Origin of the sequence: Thermopolyspora sp. NPDC052614 (genome assembly GCF_040678635.1) — a bacterium.
Lineage (GTDB): Bacteria > Actinomycetota > Actinomycetes > Streptosporangiales > Streptosporangiaceae > Thermopolyspora.
On sequence record NZ_JBFATZ010000009.1, the window covers coordinates 28695 to 48528 of the forward strand.

Sequence of the window (19834 nt, forward strand, 5' to 3'; positions counted from 1 at the left end):
ACATGCGTCGTGTCGACGCGTTGCGCTCCGCGCTGTTCATCTCACGATCGGCGATGACGGCCTTCACCTGACCGACAGGCGGGACGAGGCCCGCCGGCCGAAACGGTGGCATCGGGGACCTAGGGATGCGACACCGTGTCGGAAAAGGGTGCGGGAAGGTTGAACGGCGGGCGGATACGTGTACCTGCGGCATCTTCATAGCATGAGCCGCCAAACAAGGCTGTTTACCGTGCGACCTGCGTGGATCGGCAGCCAGGTAGGACCAAGAGGTTGTTGACTTGAGCAGATCCGATTTCGCCGCGGACCGCGCATCGTCCATCCTGCGCAGGATCACGGGCAGATCGCTATGGAGCGTGTTCGTCATCGCTCTCGGGCTCGTCTTCGTGCTCCCTGTGTCGATGATCGTGATCGGTGCCTTTCGAGACGGGCTGCCGTCACAGAACATGCCCTTCACGGTCGACGGGCTCGTGCAGGCGTTCACCTCCGAGGCGACGTGGAGCACCTTCCTCAATTCTCTCATCCTCGTCGTGGTCTGTGGATCGATCTCGACGATCTTGGGCGCATTTTTCGCCTGGATCGCGGCGAATACGAACGTCCCCCTGCGCCGTTGGCTCACGCCCCTCATGGTGATCAATCTGTTCGTGCCGCCGTTGTTCTACACCTTCGGGTGGATCATGCTGGGCAACGCTCAGAACGGCCTCATCAACCAGTTCGCGCGCCTGCTCGGAGTTCAGGGGACGCTGATCGATATCCAGTCGTGGTTTGGCCTGTTCCTCACGATGTCGCTGGGATTCGTGCCGTTCGCCTATCTGCTGATGCAGGGTGCCTTCCTCAATCGTGACCAGTCGCTCGACGAGGCGGCGAGCATCAGCGGCGCCGGCGCCTTGCGCACCTTCTTCACGGTGACCGTGCCTTCCATCGCGCCCGCCGTCACCGGGGCCGCCACGCTCATCATGGTCTTGGTCTTCCAGGCATTCGAAGGTCCTCAGCTGCTCGGACGTCCGGCCAACATCTACGTCTTCTCGACACAGATCTACCGCTACATCCGCGACGAGACGCCGAGCAAATACACCGCCGCGTTCGCGCTCGCTCTCGTCGTGATCGCTCTGGTGATCATACTCTTCCTCGCACAGCGTTTGCTGCTGCGCGGCCGCAGCTTCACGACGCTCACGGGCAAGACGTCGCGGCGCGAGCCACACCAGTTCGGCCCGATCCGATGGGTCTTCACGGCCGTGATCGTCCTCTTCCTCGTCCTGAACCTCCTCCTGCCCCTAGGCGCGGTGGTCCTCGGGTCGCTGCAGCCGATCTTCGGCGTCTGGGGTCGCCTCAGCTTCGACAACTACGTGCATGTGCTCAGCGATCCACGGCTCAGCACCAGCCTCTCGCTCACCGCGTGGGTCGCGATCGGCGGCGGGCTGGTGTCGATGGCCGTCGCCACGCTGACCGCGTACGTGGTGCTCAGGCGTCGCGGATTCCTCAAGCACTACACGTCGTTCGCGGTTTGGATCCCCTGGGCGCTCCCCGGCATCGTCCTCGCGCTCGCATACCTCTTCACAGTCCTGACGGTTCCCGGCCTCGGTCAGCTCTACGGCACCTCGACCCTGATGACGGCGGTCCTCGTCATCGCGACCATCCCGCTCTGCAGCCGCGTCGCCGAAGGGGCGCTGGTGCAGCTTGCGCCGGAGCTCGAGGAAGCGGGCAAGATGTCCGGCTCCGGACCTCTGCGCGTCCTCGTCACGATCGTGTTGCGCCTGGTCATCCCGAGTTTTGTCGCCGGCTGGTTCCTCGCCGCTCTGTTCATATCCGGCAACCTGGCCATCCCCACGCTTCTGGCACCTCCTGGGGTCCAACCGGTGGCGCAAACGGCGTTCCAGCTGTTCCTGCTGGGTGATCTGGCATCGGGAGCCGCACTATTCATGATCATCCTTACCGCCGCGGTCGTCGTGGTCGCGATCGGTGGCGGGGCGATGGCCCTGGGGCGCCGTCTGGAGCGTCGCCGTGCCGCCGAGGAGCCCGTGCCAAGTGGCGCAGCGACGAAGAGCGTCGAGTAGTACCCCGCCCCACCAAGCGAGAGGAACAACAATGTTCACAGCACCCACCCGAACCCGCATAGGTGCGGGGCTGACCGGGCTGGCCGTTGCGGCGATGCTCGCCCTGAGCGGTTGCGCCTCGTCCGCCCCTGCCAACAGCGGCAAGCCCATCCAGTTGGCCGGAGCCAGCGCGGAGGTCAACACCTATATCAACGAGCTCTATCAGAAGGCCCTTGACTCCGGGAAGACGTCCATCGTCCTGTACGGCCCCGCGGTCAGCACCGACGCCGCGTTGTACGAGGCCTTCAGCAAGCGCTTCCCAGGCATCACCTTCGTGCCGCAGGATTCCCCCGACTCGCAGACCTTCACCAAGCTGCAGGTCGAGGCCGAGAGCGGCTCACGAGCGGCCGACCTGTTCGCCGGTGGTTCGTCGAGCATTGTCCAGTTCGTCCGTGAGAATCCGAACATCTGCAAGGTCCCGGATATCCGCACGGCAAGTGATGGACTCATCACATACTCCGACAAAACAGCGCTGCTGTATTACAAGCTCACCTCGTTCGTGTTCGTCTACAACACCAACCTGGTGTCGGAGGATGAAGCGCCGAAGTCGTGGAACGACCTCCTCGACCCGAAGTGGAAGGGCAAGCTGGAGATGGGCGACCCGACCGTTCCGAGCGGCGCCCGCCACATCCTCACTCAGCTACTCGTTCCGGAGTCGGCGGACAAGTGGGGCGAGGCCTATGTCGAGAAGCTCGCCACACAGGACGTCAACATCGCGGAGAGCGAACCGACGATCCCTGCCGACATCGCCTCCGGCCGCTTCCCCGTGGGCATCTTCGTGTACAGCGGGTTCTATGCCGCGCAGAAGGCGAAGGGCGCCCCGATCAAGGCGGTCTTCCCGCTCGAGGGCGGCGGGACCTATTTCGGCAATTCGGGCATCTGCACCATCACCGACTCGCCAAACGCCGATGCCGCGACGCTCTTCCTGAACTGGCTCTTCAGCAAGGAAGGGCAGGCCGCGCTCATCGCCGACCCCAACTCGTACTCGCATCTGATCAAGTACACGGGTGATCTGCCGCTGCCCCGCGAATTCGATCCCCTCCCGGACGGTGCCGACCCCGACGCGATCAAGAAGTACGGGCCGGTCATCGACCGCATCTTCCGATAACCCCCTTGTGCAGGGCACCATTCAGAGAGGAAGCCGGGATGCGACCTGACATTCGGCTGGCTACCGCCGTGATCGCGCTCGCGTCTGCCTTCGCGCTCGCGGGCTGCGCCGGCACCGGGCCGACCACAAGCGGCGCGCCCATCGAGGTGCCCGGCGCGTCGCGGGAGGGCAACGCCTTCATGAACGATCTGTACCGGCGCGCGACCGACTCGGGCGCGACACAGGTCGTGGTCTACGGAGCGTCGCAGAGCACATCGGCCGGCATGTTCGCGAAGTTCTCCGAGCGGTTCCCTGGCATCACCATCGTCCCGCAGGACGCAGCGGACTCGCAGACGCTCACCAAGCTGCAAATCGAGGCGGAGAGCGGCAACCGCCTGGCGGATCTGTACGCCGGCGGCATCAGCTCCGTGACGCGGGTCGCCGAGGTCCCGAATGTCTGCGCCAAGGCGGACGTGCGTACGGCACCGGCGGACTTCGAACTGCCGTACTCCAGCGGCGGTCGCGTCTTGGCGTACAACATGCGCTTCTTCGGTTTCGTCTACAACACCAAGCTCGTGGCGGAGAACGAGGTGCCGCGTACGTGGGCGGACCTGCTGGATCCCAGGTGGAAGGGAAAGCTCGTGATGGGCGATCCCACGGTGACCGGAGGCCTGCGCTACCTGCTTACCGGCCTCCTGGTCCCGGAATCCGCGGATAAATGGGGTGAGGAGTACCTTAAGAAGCTCGCGGCGCAGGAGCCGAACATCTCTCAGAACGAGCCGACGGTGCCGGCGGACGTGGCGTCCGGACGCTTTCCCGTGGGGGTCGGAGTCTACAGCGGCTACTACGAGGCGCAGAAGGCCAAGGGAGCGCCGATCGGCATCGTGTTCCCCCTCAAGGACGGAGGCAACTTCCTCAGCCGTTCGGGGCTGTGCGTCATCAAGGACGCTCCCCACGCCGACGCGGCGCTCCTCTACGTGAACTGGCTGTTCTCGCCTGAGGGCCAGCGGGTGCTGGCGGAGGTGGACAACGGCTACGGTCTGGTGCCGGGTTCGCCCGGGCCGTCGGGTGCGCCGCCGCTCGATGAGCTGGAGAAGCTGCCTCCCACGAACACCGATCCCGAATACAACGCGCCGTACTTCGCCATCATCGACCGACTGTTCCAGTAGCGCCGCACACGAAAGAGCTCTGCAGATGACCGACGTTCTCGTCTCCGGCCTCACGAAGTACTACGGCACCAAGCCGGCTCTTCGTAGCCTTGACCTCTCGATCGGATCGGGTGAGTTCGTGACTCTTCTCGGGCCTAGCGGGTGCGGCAAGACCACGACGCTGCGATGCCTCGCCGGCCTGGAACGACCCACCGCGGGCAAGATCACGCTGGGTGGGCGGGTCGTCGTCGACACTGACCGCTCCCTGTTCGTTCCGCCCGACAAGCGCCATGTCGGCATGGTGTTCCAGAGCTACGCACTCTGGCCGCACATGAACGTCGCGGAGAACATCGCCTACCCCCTCAAGGTGGCGCGGGTGCCACGGCCCGAACGCGTTTCGCGCGTTCGTGAGTTGCTCGAAGCGGTCGGCCTGACCGCATTCGAGCGACGCCAGGTCACCGCGCTCTCGGGCGGCCAGCAGCAGCGCGTCTCTCTCGCGCGAGCGCTCGCGGCTCGACCCGGAATCGTCTTCTACGACGAGCCGCTGTCCAACCTGGACACGAAGCTGCGCTATCAGATGGGGCAGCAGGTGCGTTCGCTGCACAATCAGTTCGAGACCACTTCGGTGTACGTCACGCACGACCAGGAGGAGGCGATCACGCTCTCCGATCGGATCATCGTGATGAACCATGGGTTGATCGAACAGGAGGGAACGCCGGAGGAGATCTACGATCGGCCACGTTCGGCCTATGTCGCCGACTTCATGGGATTCCAGAACATCGTGCGCGGCACAGTGATCGAACGCGGCGATGAGCGCGTGGGTGTGCGACTGCTCGACAGCGAGATCGTCCTCGGCGCCTATGCCGATGCGGACCTCTCCTTGCCCTTGGGCGCCGAGGTGACAGTGGCGTTCCGCGCGGAACACGTTCGCCTGGCTCCCGCGGGCTCGGTCGCCATCGGCCGTGTTCGCGGCACGATCAAGAGGACTACGTTTGTGGGCAGTGGCTACAACCTCCTGGTCGACGCACGCGGCACGACCATGCGTATTCGCATCGCGCGCAGCGAACTCGACAGCCACGACCTGTCCACCCCGGCGCCGGGGGAAGAGATCTCCTTCGACGTCAATCCCCGGCGAGCCCTCATCGTGGCGGATGAGGCGGGCATGAGCAGGCCCCACGCGACGCAAGCAGTCCGCCTACCCGCACCCATCCGCTAGCACCCTCGCGATACGACGCCGTGTCGGGGACACCGCGGGCACGAGCGTCGGCGATGCGTGAGCGCGGCGGGCGCTGCTTTCCGACACCGTGCAGGAACCGGCCCGCCAATCGTCGGACCTCTGTCTGAGGAACGCCACGTAGGCGCGGCCTACGCTGAAAGGAACGGACAATGTCGTCCTTTCTGTCCGGTCCCCATCCGGTTTAATGGCATCCCGCGTCGCGGGCATGTCTGTCTGCCATTCAGACTCGTCGGCGAGATCGACTGAGCGAACGCAGCCGGAGACGGGTGACGCGTGACCAGACGACCGTTCCACGATCGACGTCCATGAGTTCCGACGCCCCGCACAGCCCATAACAGACATCAAGCCAAGAGAGGAAAGCTCATGACGGAAGGCATCCCCGTCGGTGGTGGCAAGGAGCTCGGCTTCGACCCCGCATGGCTGCGGGAGAAGTACCGGGAGGAGCGCGCCAAGCGCATTCGTCGCGACGGGAACAGGCAGTACCAGAAACTTGAAGGAGAGCTCGCCCGCTTGAACTTCGACCCCTACGTCGAGCCCGGGTTCACGCGCGAGCCGATCGTCGACGCGGTCGACGTCGTGATCGTCGGCGGGGGGTACGGGGGCCTTCTGACCGGAGCCGCTCTTCGCCGAGCCGGGGTGGAGCGAATCAGGATCATCGAGCGCGCCGGCGACGTTGGCGGCACGTGGTACTGGAATCGATATCCCGGCGCGGCGTGCGACATCGAGAGCTACATCTATCTGCCGCTTCTCGAGGAGGTCGGCGGCATGCCGGCCAACAAGTACGCGACGGCTCCTGAGATCTGGGAGCACACCAAGAAGATCGCCCGGAAGTTTGATCTGTACCGCGATGCCCTGTTCCAGACCGGAGTGACCGAGGCGGTCTGGGACGAGGAGAGCGAGACCTACACGGTGCGGACGAACCGCAACGATGTGATCCAAACCCGGTATCTGATCACGGCCACCGGCTCGCTGGCTGAGCCGAAGCTACCGGGCATTCCCGGCATCGCCTCCTACAAGGGGCACATGATCCACAGCAGTCGCTGGGACTACGACTACACCGGCGGTGACCATACCGGCGGACTGAGCAAGCTGGCCGACAAGCGCGTGGCGGTCATCGGCACCGGAGCAACGGCCGTCCAGGTCATCCCGCACCTCGCCGAAGGCGCCCAGGAGCTGTTCGTCTTCCAGCGGACGCCTTCGTCGATCCACGTGAGGGCGGATCGCCCCACCGATGTGGAGTGGTTCAACAGTCTCCCCAAAGGCTGGCAGAAGGAGCGCATGGACAACTTCACCAAGGCGTTCCATGGCGTCCCCGTGGACGTTGACCTCGTGAACGACGGCTGGACGCAGTCGTTCTTCGACGCGGCCAGCGCCGCGGCGTACGGAGACATCACCCCGCATCAGCTGGCCAACTACATGAAGATGGAAGAGGCGCGCGCCCGCGTCGATGAGGTCGTCCGCGACCCGAGGACCGCGGAGGCGCTCAAGCCTTGGTACAACTTCTTCTGTAAGCGCCCGTGCTTCCACGACGGCTACTTGGACGTCTTCAACCGGGACAACGTGACCCTGGTCGATACGGACGGCCGCGGCGTCGAACGCATCGACGAGACCGGGCTCTGGTTCGGCGGCGTCCACTACGAGGTCGACTGCATCGTCTTCGCCACCGGGTTTGAGGTCGGCACGAGCTTCCGTTCTCGTACCGGCTTCGATGTTCGCGGCCGAGGCGGCGTGACACTCGACGAGTACTGGAAGGACGGATTCCGTTCGCTGCACGGGCTCGCCGTCCACAACTTCCCGAACTACTTCTTCGTCAACAGCCTGTCTCAGGCGGGGCTCACCGCCAACTTCGCTCACATGCTCAGCGTGCAAGCCGAGCACCTCGGCTACATCTTCAGCGAGGCGAACAAGGACTCGGTGAAGACGATCGAGGTGACCGAGGAGGCGGAGGAGGCGTGGGTCCAGGAGATCATCCGGGTGGCCACCGACAACGCCATCGGCGCGCAGAACCTGGCCTTCCAGGAAGAGTGCACGCCCAGCTACTACAACAACGAAGGTCAACTCTCCCTCCTCGCGGTTCAGAACGGGCCCTACGGTCTGGGGGCCGTCGCCTTCATCGACGTGCTGGAGGACTGGCGGCGGACCGGTGCCCTGCCGGGGCTTTCACTCACACCCGCTCCCGTCGTCGCGGCGGCGCCGTGAGCTGACCGCGACCACGAGACACGTACGGCATGAAGGAGATCGCGATGATTGAACGGAAGGCGTTCTACATCGGAGGAGCGTGGGTGCCGCCGATCGATGGCGGCGTCACCGAGGTGCGCAACCCCGCCACCGACGAGATCGTGGGGCTCTCTCCGTCGGGGACCGTGGCGGACGTGGACGCCGCGGTCGCCGCGGCGCGGGCGGCGTTCCCGGCTTGGGCTGCGACTCCGGCCACGGAAAGGATCGCCATTCTCGACCGCGTCCGAGACGGGCTGCGCGCGCGCAACGACGAGATCGCCGATCTGATCAGCGATGAGATGGGTGCGCCGAGAGCCTTCTCGCGCGGTGCGCATGTGAAGATGGCGGTGAGCAACTTCGACTTCGCGGCACGGGCGATGGAGGAGCTCCTCTCGGAGGGGGAGGAGGCGATTGGGCCGACCCTCGTCGTTCGCGACCCGGTCGGCGTGGTCGGTGCGATCACGCCGTGGAACTTCCCGCTGCATCAGATCTCGGCCAAGGTCGCGCCGGCGCTCGCGGCCGGTTGCACCGTGGTCCTCAAGCCGAGCGAGGTCGCACCGCTGAGCGCCTATGTGCTGGCCGACCTGTTCGCCGAGGCCGGTCTTCCCGGTGGGGTGTTCAACCTCGTCGGTGGCCCGGGCCGGGTTGTCGGTGAGCGCATCGTCACGCACCCCGACGTCGACATGGTCAGCTTCACGGGATCGACGCAGGCGGGCAGGCGGATCGCGGAGCTCGCGGCGCAGGGGCTGAAGAAGGTCGCGCTGGAGCTCGGCGGGAAGAGCGCCAACATCGTGCTCGAGGACGCCGACCTCTCGGTAGCGATACCCGCGGCGCTGAAGCAGTGCTATGCGAACACGGGGCAGGCGTGCGCGGCACTCAGCCGTCTCCTCGTGCCACGCTCCATGCTGGCAGAAGTGGAGCGACTCGCGGCGGAGGCCGCGGCGACATGGACCGTCGGATACCAGACCGACCCGTCGGCGAAGCTCGGTCCGGTGGCGTCGCCCGACCAGCAGAAGAGCGTCTTGGGCTTCATCGAGTCCGGTATCGCCGAGGGTGCCCGGCTCATAACCGGCGGCCCGACCCCGCCGATCGACACCGGCGCGTTCGTATCGGCGACGGTGTTCTCCGACGTCAGTCCCGACATGACCATCGCGCGCGAGGAGATCTTCGGCCCGGTGCTGTCCATTATGCCGTACGACACGGTGGACGAGGCGGTCGAGATCGCGAACTCCGTCCCCTACGGGCTCTCCGGCGGTGTCTGGTCCGCGGACCGCGACCGCGCGGTGGCCCTCGCTCGACGCCTCCGCACCGGGCAGGTCGTCATCAACGGCGAGCCGCTGAACCTGCGGGCACCGTTCGGCGGCTATGGACAATCCGGTCTCGGCCGCGAGTACGGCCGGTACGGGCTGGAGGAGTTCTTCGAAATCAAGTCCCTGCAGGGTGCTGTCTGAGCGGCGTACGGGCGGAGCCGCTCCGGTCCTGCGCCGCCGGAGGCGTGAGCGGGCTTCCGGAGCGTGGATTCCGGTGTCGTCGGATGTTGAGTGAAGGGAGCCGTTCATGCTGACGGCATGGTTCGCAGGCCCAGGCGAGATCGATGTGCGCGAGGTGGACGACCCGGTCATCCTCGATCCGCGGGACGCGATAGTGGACATCACGTACGCCGGCATCTGCGGTTCGGACCTATGGGGATATCGCGGGCTCCTGCCGCGACCGGCGGGGAGCATCGGGCACGAGTTCATCGGTCAGGTGCGCTCGGTGGGGGAGGACGTCCGCTCTGTCAGCCCCGGTGACAGCGTCATCGCTCCCTTCACGTACTCGGACGGTACCTGCTCCGAGTGCAGACGAGGGCTTCATCCGCATTGTGCGAATGGCGGGCGATGGGCAAAGGAGGTGCCCGGCGCTCAGGCCGAGCGCATCAGGGTGCCCTACGCAGAGGCCACGCTTGTGAAGCTTCCGTGGGATACCCCCAGCATCGACTCTGCCCTCGCCCGCAGGCTCCTTCCGCTCACCGACGTCTTCGCGACGGGAACCCACGGGGCTTCGCTTGCCAATGTCGGCGACGGCGATGTCGTCGCCGTCGTGGGTGACGGCGCGGTGGGGATCTCGGCCGCCATCGCATCCGCCCGACGGGGTGCCGCACGCGTCATCCTCTTCGGTGAGCAGGAATCCCGCCTCGCGGTCGCGGCCCGGGCCGGCATCGAGACCGTGCACATCACTCGGGGAGACAACGTGGCCGAACGGCTGCGCGCGCTCAACGACGGCGTCCTGGCCGACTGCGTCGTGGAGTGCGTCGGCCTCCAAGCGGCTTTCGACAGCGCGCTCAGCCTGGTGCGCCCCGGCGGGTCGATGGGTTTCGTCGGCGTACCGAACGGCGTGGATCGGCTGCAGCCGATGCGGATCTTCGACAACCAGACCCGACTCGCCGGCGGGGTCGCGCCCGCGCGACGCTACCTGCGGCAGTTCGTCGACGACACCGCGGCCGGGCGTCTCGACGTATCGTCGCTGGTCGACTCGGTGGTGCCGCTTGCGGAGATCGCCGCCGGCTACGAGGCGATGAGCGGCGGCACCTCGCTCAAGGTCATGGTCGACATCGCGTCGAGCGTGTCTGCGCAATGAACGATGCGGCCACGGACGCGGATTCGACCCGCGAGGTGCTCGTCGTCGGGGACAGGGATCCTGCGGTCGCGCGAACCTCTTTCCGCGAGAAGGCGATGTCATGAAGTTCGACATTGTGGTCTTCGGCGCCACCGGGTACACAGGCAGGCTGGTCGCCGAACACCTCGCGATGCGACACGCGTCAGGTGAGCAGTTCACCTTCGCACTGGCCGGGCGCTCCCTCGAAGCGCTCGAAGCCGCCCGCGAAGCGGCGGGCGCGCCGCCGGACACGCCGCTGCTCCTGGCCGACGCTGCGCGCCCGGCAACCCTGCACACCCTTGTCGCGAATACACGCTCGGTCATCACGACGGTAGGTCCGTATCAACTGTATGGCTCTGAACTCGTGGCGGCCTGCGTAGCGAGCGGGACCGACTACCTGGACCTGTGCGGCGAGCCTGGATGGATGCGGCAGATGATCCAGACCCATCACGAGAGCGCCGTTGCGACCGGCGCGCGCATCCTGTTCGCGTGCGGCTTCGACTCCGTCCCGTCCGAGATCGGGGTCTGGCTGTGTCAGCGGACCGCGCGCGACGTGCTGGGCGCGCCGGTGCCCAGGATCAAAGGCAGGGTGCGCAGATTCCACGGCGCACTGTCGGGCGGGACGGCCGCCACCATCCGGGCAACGATGAGCGCCATCGAGTCCGCCCCGTCGCTCGGCAGACTGCTGACCGACCCGTTCGCATTGACTCCCGGCTTCCAGGGGCCACCCCAGCCGACGGCCACCGAACACGAGGACGATTCTGATGTGGGGCCGACCGAGCCCTTCATGCTGGGCGCGATCAACCGCATGAGCGTCCACCGATCGAACCTTCTGCAGGGGCACGCTTACGGAACCGACTTCGTATACGACGAGATGGCTCTCGTGGGCGCGATTTCCTCCCCGGTCGAGGGCGTACCCTTCGCAGCGGGCGAGGGACCGACTCGACAGCAGCGCGACGAGGGCTCGTTCGATCTGCTCTTCATAGGAAAGGCTGCCGACGGAAGGCAGGTCCGGGTCTCTGTCAGCAGTGACAAGGACCCCGGCTACGGCTCAACGGCCCAGATCATCGGCGAGACCGCGCTGTGCTTGCTCCACGCGCCCGACGTCCCCGGCGGCATGTGGACACCTGTCGCCGCCCTTCAGGACCGTCTTCTGCGCCAACTGCGGCAGCACACCGCTCTTGTGTTTCGATGTCGAGCAGCCCTGGACGATATAAGCGTCCAGAGATGAGCGGCCGGCCTTCTTGGCGGTTGGTCTCAGCGGAGCCGTGCGAGCGTGGCGACACGGAGCGCCGTGTGAAGCTCTCGCCGAACCCGCCCGTCCGAGAGATCCGCCCCGACGATCTCACGGATCCGGTCCAGTCGGTAGTAGAGGGTGCTGCGATGGATGTGCAGGGTCCGTGCGGTCCGCTGTGCGTCGGCTCCGTTGTCGAGGTAGGCCTCCAGGGTCGCCGCCAGGTCGGCCCCGCTTGAGACGCGGAGCAGGTGCTGAATGCCATCGGGCAGATCCTTCATGGTCATCTGCTCAACCGGCAGCTGCGCCAGCAGGCGGTCGATGCCGAGGTCGTCCCAGACCGCTGTAGGCCCGTACCGCTGTGGATCAAGAGCGGCCGCTCGAAGGGCGATATGCGCCTCCCTCCGCGATTCGTGCACGTCCACGAGTCGGGCTCTCGGGGATCCGCCTCCTCCTCGCGCGCCGGGAAACCACAGACTGTTGATCAAATCCAGGAGCCGTTGTGAACTGACCTCGTCCGGAATGATGAGTACCCCGGTGCCGTCGATCACCGTCCTCAGCGACGTGCGCGAGGCGATCGACGAGATGCGGGAAAGCGCGCGTTCCACGATGAGGCGGGACGCCGCCGCATCGCGGCTTTCGAGGTCGCCGACGGCGAACACCATCACCGAATAGACGGTCGAGGAGGAGATGAGCCCGGATTTGAGGAGCCGGTCCGCGACCATCTCGCGCTGGTGCGCGTCGCCCTCCAGCAAGCGCGTCGTGAGTCGCGCGACGCGCTCGGCTCCGTCGCGTTCCTCCGCCGCGCGCGCGGCGAGATGCGCGCCAAGCTCGGCGCGGGCCTCCTGCACCGCGGGGGCGTCGCGGTCCTCGGCTCGTTCGTCGGCGTCGGGCACGTAGGACACGTAGCCCGTCACCTGACCCTGGTATCGCAGCGCGGCGACCACTCGCGGCGGCGCGCCGCCGATGACGGGGATGAGGACCGCTCCGGGCGCCCGGTCGGCGCCGTGCTCTTTGATCAGCGCCTTCGCCCGCTCGGAACCCTTCCGCGAGAGGATTATGGATAGCCGAGCGGTGTCGACCTCTCCCTCGTGCACGCTGAACGCGACCACATTGAAGTCGGCATCGAAGACGATCACCGGCCGTCCTATGCGATCGGCCAGATCCTGCACGCGGCCGTCAATGGTCATTTATCGACTCGCCTCCTCGGGCAGCCAGCCCGCGCATTCTACCTTCTCTCCGACACAGTGTCGGACGGACGTTCGCGAGCTTCGCGCACGCGCCCGATGATGCGCGGGGCGTCGGAGCCTAGCGTCATAGGCAACAAACGCCGCCGTGCCTGCGGCGCTGCAACAAGCGCCGCCGTGCCCGCGGCGCGACGACGTCACACAAGGGAGCACGATGGTCCTGCAGGCCACGACAGCTCAGGGGCTTCAGACCGGGGATCGCTATCGCGAAAGCCTGGATGACGGCCGCGAAGTATGGATCGACGGCACGCGAGTCGCGAACGTCGCCGATTATCCCGCCTTCAAACCGGCGGTGGATCTGTTCGCCGACCTCTTCGATCGACGGCGTGCGGATCCTGAGACGCTGGCGCTGAACACGTTTCGTTCGCCACAGACCGGCAACCTCATCAGCCAGTCGTACTCGCTGCCACGCAACGCTGAGGAACTGCGTGCGAAGTTCCGTGCGACCGAGTGGTGGATGCGGGAGAGCCTGGGTCAACTGGGGCGGTCGCCCGACTTCATGTCCAATGTCGTAGTCGGCATCTGGGACTACCACAAGGAGCTCGAGGGCAACCGCACGGGCTTCGGCGAGAACGCCAAGAACTATCACGCCTTCGCCAGCGAGAACGACCTGGTCCTTACCCACGCCCTCGGCGATCCCCAGATCGACCGCAGCGCCAGCCCGCTCGACGACCCGGATCTGGCGCTGCGCGTCGTGAAGGAGAAGGCCGACGGCATCGTCATCCGAGGCGCCAAGCAACTGGCGACCCTCGCACCGTTCTCGCACGAGGTACTCGTGTACCTCAATGCCGTGACGGCGCAGAGGGGCGCCGAGGAGTTCGTGCTGTGGTTCGCGCTGCCGCTCAACGCGCCGGGACTCACCATCCTGTGCCGGGAGCCGCTCGCACGGCCGGACCGCGCGAACATCCTCGCGGCGGCCTACGACGAGCAGGACGCGATGTTGATCTTCGACGACGTGCTCGTGCCGTGGGATCGCGTGTTCCTGCTCGGGGACGGCCTGCTCGCCGCCAAGGGCCTGACGCGGATCAACGCATGGAGCATCCAGTCGACGCACATCCGCTTCCATGAACGCCTGCGGCTCTTCGCGTCGGTCGCCGCGATGGTCGCGAACGCGATCGGCGTCGACTCGTTCCGTGGCATTCAGGAGGATCTCGGGGAGATCATCTCCTACGCCGAGACGCTGCGTCTCGCCATCGCCGGCGCGGAAGTGCTCGCCGTCCGGACGCCGTCGGGCCTTCTGGCGCCCACGGCGAGCCAAGGTCTGGGCTATTGGTCGGCCGAGATATCCGGCCGGGTCGTGGAGATCATCCGGCGCATCGGGGCGAGCGGATTCGTGATGCAGCCGTCCGAGCGCGATCTGGCGAGCCCCGAGCTGCGTCCGGCCCTCGACAAGTACATGCGAGGCCACGAGATCGGTGTCGCCGAGAAGTCGCGGCTGTTCCGCCTCGCCGCCGAGCTCGTGAATGACGGATTCGGGCTGCGGCAGGAGATGTACGAGTACCTCCATCGCGGCGACCCCGGAGCGGGGCGCACCCGCCTCCTGCGCGCGTACGACCGCAGCGAGGTGGACGAGAAGGTCCGCGAGATCATCTCCCGCCCCGTCACCTGAACGCGAGCGCGAAAGTCTCAAAGAGGAGCACCATGACGATTGTCGACATCCACGGACACGTCTCCGCGCCGGACAAACTGTACGCCTGGAAGGCGAATCTGCTGTCGCATCGCGGCGCGCACGGACTCAGGCCCCCCGCCCTGTCGGACGACGCGATCCGCGAGGCGTACCTCGCGCCGAACGACAGCTTCGGCAATATCTCGCACCTCGCGCATATCGACGGAGCCGGCGTCGATATCCAACTCCTCTCGCCGCGCCCCTATCAGGCGATGCATTCAGAGCGGCCGGCCGCGATCGTCCGCGCGTTCACGGAAGAGGTCAACAACGTCATCCACCGCTCCTGCGAGCTCTTCCCCGGCCGGTTCCGAGGCATCGCCGGTTTGCCGCAGAGCCCCGACCTCAAGGTCGAGGAATGGGTCGGCGAGTTGCGCCGAGCCGTCACCGAGCTCGGCTTCGTCGGCGCCAACCTCAACCCCGACCCGTACGAGGGTCTCCAGGTACCGCCGGCGCTCGGCGAGCGCTACTGGTATCCGCTGTACGAGGCACTCGTCGAACTGAACGTCCCGGCGATCATCCACTCGGCCGGTTGCCGTCCGCCGACGCGCGAACCGTACTCGCTGCACTTCATTCAGGAGGAGACGGTCGCGGTGTGGAGCCTGCTCTCCTCGAACGTGTTCAAGGACTTCCCCGACCTGAAGATCGTGGTGACGCACGGCGGCGGGGCCATCCCCTACCAGGTCGGCCGCTTCCTGCCGAGCGGAGTGCGCAGCGGCGCGACGCCGTACCTGGACAAGCTCCGCCTGCTCTACTTCGACACCTGCCTCTACACCCGCGACGCCATCGAACTGCTCCTCAAGACGGTCGGCGTCGACCGTGCCCTCTTCGGCACCGAGAAGCCGGGGACCGGGTCGCAGATCGATCCCGAGACCGGACGCTGGTTCGACGACATCCATCTGCTCATCGATGACATCGACTGGCTGACGACCGAGCAGCGGGAGGCGCTGCTGCACGGCAACGCCCAGTCGCTTTTCAAGCTCTGAGACACATTCGAGTCCTCCACGAAAGGAAACCATCGTGGCGCAGGTCGTCGGAGCCTTCGGCAGCTCCCACGGGCCACAGCTCAAGGTCTCGCCACCCGAGGAATGGCACCAGCGCGGCAAGGCGGACCGCCAGAACAAGGCGCTCTGGTATCGGGGCAAGACCTACGATTTCGAGTCGCTCAAGGCGGAGCGCGAGGACTTCTCTCGCGAGATCACCGACGAGGTCTTCGCCCGGCGATGGGATGCCACGCAGTCCGCGTTGGACGACCTCGGGCGCCACGTGGCCGAGTGCGAGTACGACGTCCTCGTCATCGTCTCCAGCGACCACAAGGAGATCTTCGGAGACGAACTGCTGCCGCCGTTCGCGATCTACTGGGGCGAGACGGTCGATCACGTGCCCTTCGACGAGGAACACCTGAGGTCCATGAGCCCGGGACTCGCGAAGGCGGCGCTCGGCGACGTGCCGGACAGGCGTATCACCCGGCCCGTCCACTCGAAGCTGGCCGCCCACCTCATCGGCTCGACGCTCGACCAGGGCTTCGACACGGCGGCATCGAAGGCGCTTCCCCCGGGACGCTACAAGAACTCGGGTCTTCCGCACGGCTGGGGCTTCATCTACCAGCGCATTCTCGGGCAGGAGTGCACCATCCCGCAGGTGCCCGTGTTCATCAACACGTTCTGGGAGCCGACCCCGCCGTCGGCCGCCCGCAGCTACGACTTCGGCGTGGCGCTGGGCAAGGCGATCCTCGACTACCCGGAGGACATCCGCGTCGGCCTCGTCGCCTCGGGCGGGCTCAGCCACTTCGTGATCGACGAGGAGCTCGACCGTGCCTTCCTCAAGGCGCTGGAGGAGCATGACGTCGATTACCTGCGCTCGCTCCCGGCGAACCTGCTCACCGCCGGAACCTCGGAGCTGCGCAACTGGATTGCCGTCGCGGGCGCCGCGAACGCCGTGGGGCTGAAAGTCGAGAACACCGTCTACGAGCCGGGCTACCGCACCGAGGCCGGAACCGGCAACGCGTTCGGCTTCGTCACCTGGGTCAAGGCATGACCGCGAGCATTCCCCAGAGGCTGGCGGCGCTCGACAGCTGCGCGATCTCCGACGCCCTCGACACGCTCGGCCTCCCAGGGGCCGTGACGGGCATCCACGGGATCACCCTGCCGGAGGCGACCTGTTTCGGGCGGGTGCGGACGGTCCAGGCCGGACCGCGTACGGCCGACGGGCCACAAGCGCACATCGCCGCCGCCCTCGTCGATGAGGCGGCCGAGTCCGATGTGATCGTCATCGCCAATGACGGGCGCACCGACGTGTCGTGCTGGGGCGGTCTGCTCGGCAAGGCGGCCGTGCGGCGTGGCGTCGCCGGGGTGATCGTGGACGGCGCTTTCCGAGACGTCCAGGAGAACGCCGACCTCGGCCTGCCGGTCTTCGCCAAGGCGGCCGTCGCCGTGAGCGCTCGCGGGCGCATCGTGCAGCACTCGATGGACGAGCGGGTCGCGATCGGGGGCGTCGTGGTCGAGTCCGGTGACTGGGTGATCGCGGATCGCAGCGGAATCGCGTTCATCCGCAGCATCGACGCCGAGCGCGTGGTCGCGCTCGCGGAGAAGATCGCCGGCCGCGAGGCGCGCATGCTCCTCGCGGTCACGAACGGCAGTCCGGTGGCCGAGGTCATGCACGACTCGAAGTTCCCGACAGCCGACGACTGAGGAAGGCCAGTGACCACGACAACGAAGCGCGAGGGCGTCTTCGCACCATCGACAGCGACGCTGTCGGACGCCCTCGACCGCCTGGGCCGAGACGGGAGCATCCTGGGGATCGGGCCCTTGACCAACGGGCAGCGACTCTACGGACGCGCCTACACCGTGAAGTACGTCCCTGCGGGACACCCGCCGGGAACGGTGGGCGACTATCTCGACGATGTCGGACCCGGTCAGGTCGTCGTGCTCGACAATGACGGCCGTGTCGACGCGACGGTATGGGGCGACATCCTCACGGCGCTGGCCCACGTCAAGGGGGTGTCCGGAACCGTCATCGACGGCGTGAACCGTGATGTCGCGAAGGCGCTCGAACTCGGCTACCCGGTGTACAGCCGCGGCCGGTACATGCGCACCGGGAAGGATCGGGTCGAGGTCGCCGCGGTACAGATCCCCGTGAACATCGGCGGGGTGAAGGTCAGCCCAGGTGATCTTCTTGTCGGCGATGACGACGGCGTCGTGCGTATCCCGCGCGACGTTGAGGACGAAGTCCTGCGACTCGCCGCGGAGATCGATGCGCGAGAGGACGCGATCCTCGCGGCGGTGCTCGCCGGAGCGAGCATCGCCGAGGCGCGGGAAGCCCATGGCTATCACACTCTTCAGCGTCGAGGCGGGCACTGATGGCGGACGAGGTCGACATCGTCCGGCTTCTCGAATGGGGGTCTGCGACTCTCCACGAGTCGTGCCCTGTTCCCAACGCCCTGCCCGCCACGATCCGGCCGGCCTGGCCCGGCGCTCGTGTCGCGGGGCGGGCCTTCCCGGTCACCGTGGCGCCGGGCGACAACCTGGCGCTCCATTGGGCGATCGTCCTCGCCGCGCCGGGTGACGTGATCGTCGCGGACGCTCACGACGCGGTGCACGGGCACTGGGGAGAGGTCATGGCGGTCGGCGCTCGGTCGCGGGGCATCGCCGGGCTCGTCATCGCCGGCGGGGTACGCGACACCCTGCGACAGGCCGAATTGGGGTTCCCGGTGTTCAGCAGTTCGGTCACTGTGCGCGGCACCGCCAAACGCTGGTCGGGGATCCAGGGGAAGCCCGTGGTATTGGGCGGCGTCCGCGTCTCCCGCGGCGACATCATCGTCGCCGACGCCGACGGGGTCGTCTCCATCCCGGAGTCGTCGTACCAGGAAACCGTCGAGCGCGCTTCGGCGCGCACGGCGAAGGAGTCTCAGATCATGGCCGCGCTTCGCGCGGGCTCGACGACCCTCGATGAGTATCGGCTTCGCGAGATCGACGACCGGTCGGCGACGCCCGAGTTGATGTGACGGCCGTCGCGGGACGATGAAAGGAATCCGCGCATGCTGGGAGTAGTCCTCAGAGCTCCGCATGAGATCGGTCTCGAACAGGTCGCAGACCCCGAGATCAAGTCGGACACCGACGCGATTCTCAGGGTGACGGCGACGGCGATCTGTACCAGCGACGTCCACTACGTCGAAGGCTTCTTGCCCATTGAGGCGCCTTTTCTCCTCGGTCATGAGTTCGTTGGGATGGTCGAGGAGGTCGGCAGCCGGGTACGCAGTATCAAGGTCGGAGACCGGGTCGCCGTCACTCCCTATGCCTGGTGCGGCGGATGCGAACTGTGTCGCAAGGGAATGGAGGCCTGGTGTCCGAACGGCGCCTTATTCGGCAGCGGGAAGGGCTGGGGCGATCTCGCGGGTGGGCTGTCCGAGTATGTACGGGTGATCAACGCCGACACCGCGTGCGTTCCGGTGCCGGCCGGAGTTCCTGACGAGCAAGCGGCTGTCGCCGTCGACGCGTTCGCAACCGGGCTCTTCGCGATCGAGCAGTGTGATCTGCGGCCGGGCCAGACCGTCGCCATCTTCGGGGCGGGGCCGATCGGCCTCAGCGCCGTCCAGGCCGCGGCATTGCACAGCCCTGCTCGCATCTTCCTCGTGGATCTCCTCGACAGCCGGTTGGAGCTGGGAGCGAAGATGGGCGCCACCGACGTCATCAACTCCGCACGGCTCGATCCCGTCGACGTGATCAGGACCGTGACCGACGCGGGTCACCCGTTCCTGAGCGGTGTGGATGCCGCCGCCGACTGTGTCGGTCTGGAGACGACGATCGACCAGGCCGCCAAGTCCATCACGAAGGGAGGAGTTCTCTCCATCGTGGGCGTGCCCAAGCCGGGGGCATGTGGCTTCGACCTGCAGTCGGCGCAGTTCGCGAACCTTACGATCAAGATCGGCATGACGGGGCAGCGCAATCTTCCAAGGATCCTCGGCCTTCTGGAGCGAGGGCAGATCGACCTCGCTCCGCTGGTGACCCACGTGCGGGATCTGAAGGACTTCGAGGATGCGTTCGCCATGTTCGCCAACCACGCCGACGGTTGCCTGAAGGTCGTGCTCAAGCCATGAGCCGCGGCACGTACTGCCGGCGGCGGGGAAGCCTTGCCGTCGACGACGCCACCGCGAAGATCGTCTGGGGTCGGGTCGTCCGACAGTGTGTCGGACAATCATGGAGGGGTTTCCGTTGATACGACGTTGGGGAGCCGGTGCCGCTCCGAGTACGTTTCAGCAGGCAGCACTGCGCTCTCAAC

Annotated in this window: 16 protein-coding genes; 15 read left to right on the forward strand and 1 reads right to left on the reverse strand. The window is 66.6% G+C overall.

The genetic code is table 11. The features are described 5' to 3' along the window. Positions 1-278 precede the first annotated feature (278 nt). From AB0K60_RS20310 to AB0K60_RS20345, 8 genes are all read left to right on the forward strand, one after another. Positions 279-2051 (forward strand): iron ABC transporter permease, encoded by a 1773-nt coding sequence (locus AB0K60_RS20310; RefSeq protein ID WP_364056892.1) that lies wholly within the window; start codon positions 279-281, stop codon positions 2049-2051. 31 nt (positions 2052-2082) lie between these two features. Further along, complete coding sequence (locus AB0K60_RS20315) at positions 2083-3198, forward strand: extracellular solute-binding protein (protein WP_364056895.1); 1116 nt, start codon at positions 2083-2085, stop codon at positions 3196-3198. A 38-nt stretch (positions 3199-3236) separates the two neighbouring features. After that, positions 3237-4346 carry an extracellular solute-binding protein gene (locus AB0K60_RS20320; protein WP_364056898.1) on the forward strand — a complete coding sequence of 370 codons (1110 nt, stop codon included), beginning with the start codon at positions 3237-3239 and terminating at the stop codon, positions 4344-4346. Between the two features lie 25 nt (positions 4347-4371). Beyond that, entirely contained in the window at positions 4372-5541 is a 1170-nt protein-coding gene (locus tag AB0K60_RS20325; protein ID WP_364056901.1) for an ABC transporter ATP-binding protein, read from the forward strand. Between the two features lie 384 nt (positions 5542-5925). Beyond that, complete coding sequence (locus AB0K60_RS20330; protein ID WP_364056904.1) at positions 5926-7761, forward strand: NAD(P)/FAD-dependent oxidoreductase; 1836 nt, start codon at positions 5926-5928, stop codon at positions 7759-7761. 29 nt (positions 7762-7790) lie between these two features. Beyond that, entirely contained in the window at positions 7791-9230 is a 1440-nt protein-coding gene (locus tag AB0K60_RS20335) for an aldehyde dehydrogenase family protein (RefSeq protein ID WP_364056907.1), read from the forward strand. A gap of 106 nt (positions 9231-9336) precedes the next feature. Further along, positions 9337-10395, forward strand: a complete 1059-nt coding sequence (locus AB0K60_RS20340; RefSeq protein ID WP_364056910.1) for an alcohol dehydrogenase catalytic domain-containing protein — start codon at positions 9337-9339, stop codon at positions 10393-10395. Between the two features lie 100 nt (positions 10396-10495). Next, positions 10496-11644 (forward strand): saccharopine dehydrogenase NADP-binding domain-containing protein, encoded by a 1149-nt coding sequence (locus tag AB0K60_RS20345; RefSeq protein WP_364056913.1) that lies wholly within the window; start codon positions 10496-10498, stop codon positions 11642-11644. A 26-nt stretch (positions 11645-11670) separates the two neighbouring features. On the opposite strand, the gene AB0K60_RS20350 is transcribed toward AB0K60_RS20345, so the two are convergent. Beyond that, positions 11671-12837, reverse strand: coding sequence for a helix-turn-helix domain-containing protein (locus tag AB0K60_RS20350; RefSeq protein WP_364056916.1), 1167 nt, complete (start codon positions 12835-12837; stop codon positions 11671-11673). 211 nt (positions 12838-13048) lie between these two features. Between AB0K60_RS20350 and AB0K60_RS20355 the strand changes: the two genes are divergently transcribed. From AB0K60_RS20355 to AB0K60_RS20385, 7 genes are read left to right on the forward strand one after another with little or no spacing between them, the layout of a single operon-like run. Further along, a complete protein-coding gene (locus AB0K60_RS20355) occupies positions 13049-14503 on the forward strand; it encodes a 4-hydroxyphenylacetate 3-hydroxylase N-terminal domain-containing protein (protein ID WP_364056919.1) in 1455 nt (484 codons plus the stop codon). A gap of 32 nt (positions 14504-14535) precedes the next feature. After that, the gene (locus AB0K60_RS20360) at positions 14536-15543 is read left to right on the forward strand and encodes an amidohydrolase family protein (RefSeq protein WP_364056922.1); all 1008 of its coding nucleotides are present in this window, start codon (positions 14536-14538) and stop codon (positions 15541-15543) included. A gap of 34 nt (positions 15544-15577) precedes the next feature. Next, positions 15578-16594: a hypothetical protein gene (locus tag AB0K60_RS20365; RefSeq protein WP_364056925.1), complete on the forward strand. Its 1017-nt coding sequence runs from the start codon at positions 15578-15580 to the stop codon at positions 16592-16594. Then, on the forward strand, positions 16591-17247 hold the full coding sequence (locus AB0K60_RS20370; RefSeq protein ID WP_364056929.1) for a 4-carboxy-4-hydroxy-2-oxoadipate aldolase/oxaloacetate decarboxylase: 657 nt from the start codon (positions 16591-16593) through the stop codon (positions 17245-17247). Before AB0K60_RS20365 ends, AB0K60_RS20370 begins: the two co-directional genes overlap by 4 nt. Before the next feature lie 9 nt (positions 17248-17256). After that, entirely contained in the window at positions 17257-17916 is a 660-nt protein-coding gene (locus tag AB0K60_RS20375; RefSeq protein WP_364056932.1) for an RraA family protein, read from the forward strand. After that, positions 17916-18560: a dimethylmenaquinone methyltransferase gene (locus AB0K60_RS20380; RefSeq protein ID WP_364056935.1), complete on the forward strand. Its 645-nt coding sequence runs from the start codon at positions 17916-17918 to the stop codon at positions 18558-18560. Before AB0K60_RS20375 ends, AB0K60_RS20380 begins: the two co-directional genes overlap by 1 nt. 33 nt (positions 18561-18593) lie before the next feature. Further along, positions 18594-19652 carry an alcohol dehydrogenase catalytic domain-containing protein gene (locus AB0K60_RS20385; RefSeq protein ID WP_364056938.1) on the forward strand — a complete coding sequence of 353 codons (1059 nt, stop codon included), beginning with the start codon at positions 18594-18596 and terminating at the stop codon, positions 19650-19652. Positions 19653-19834: the final 182 nt, after the last annotated feature.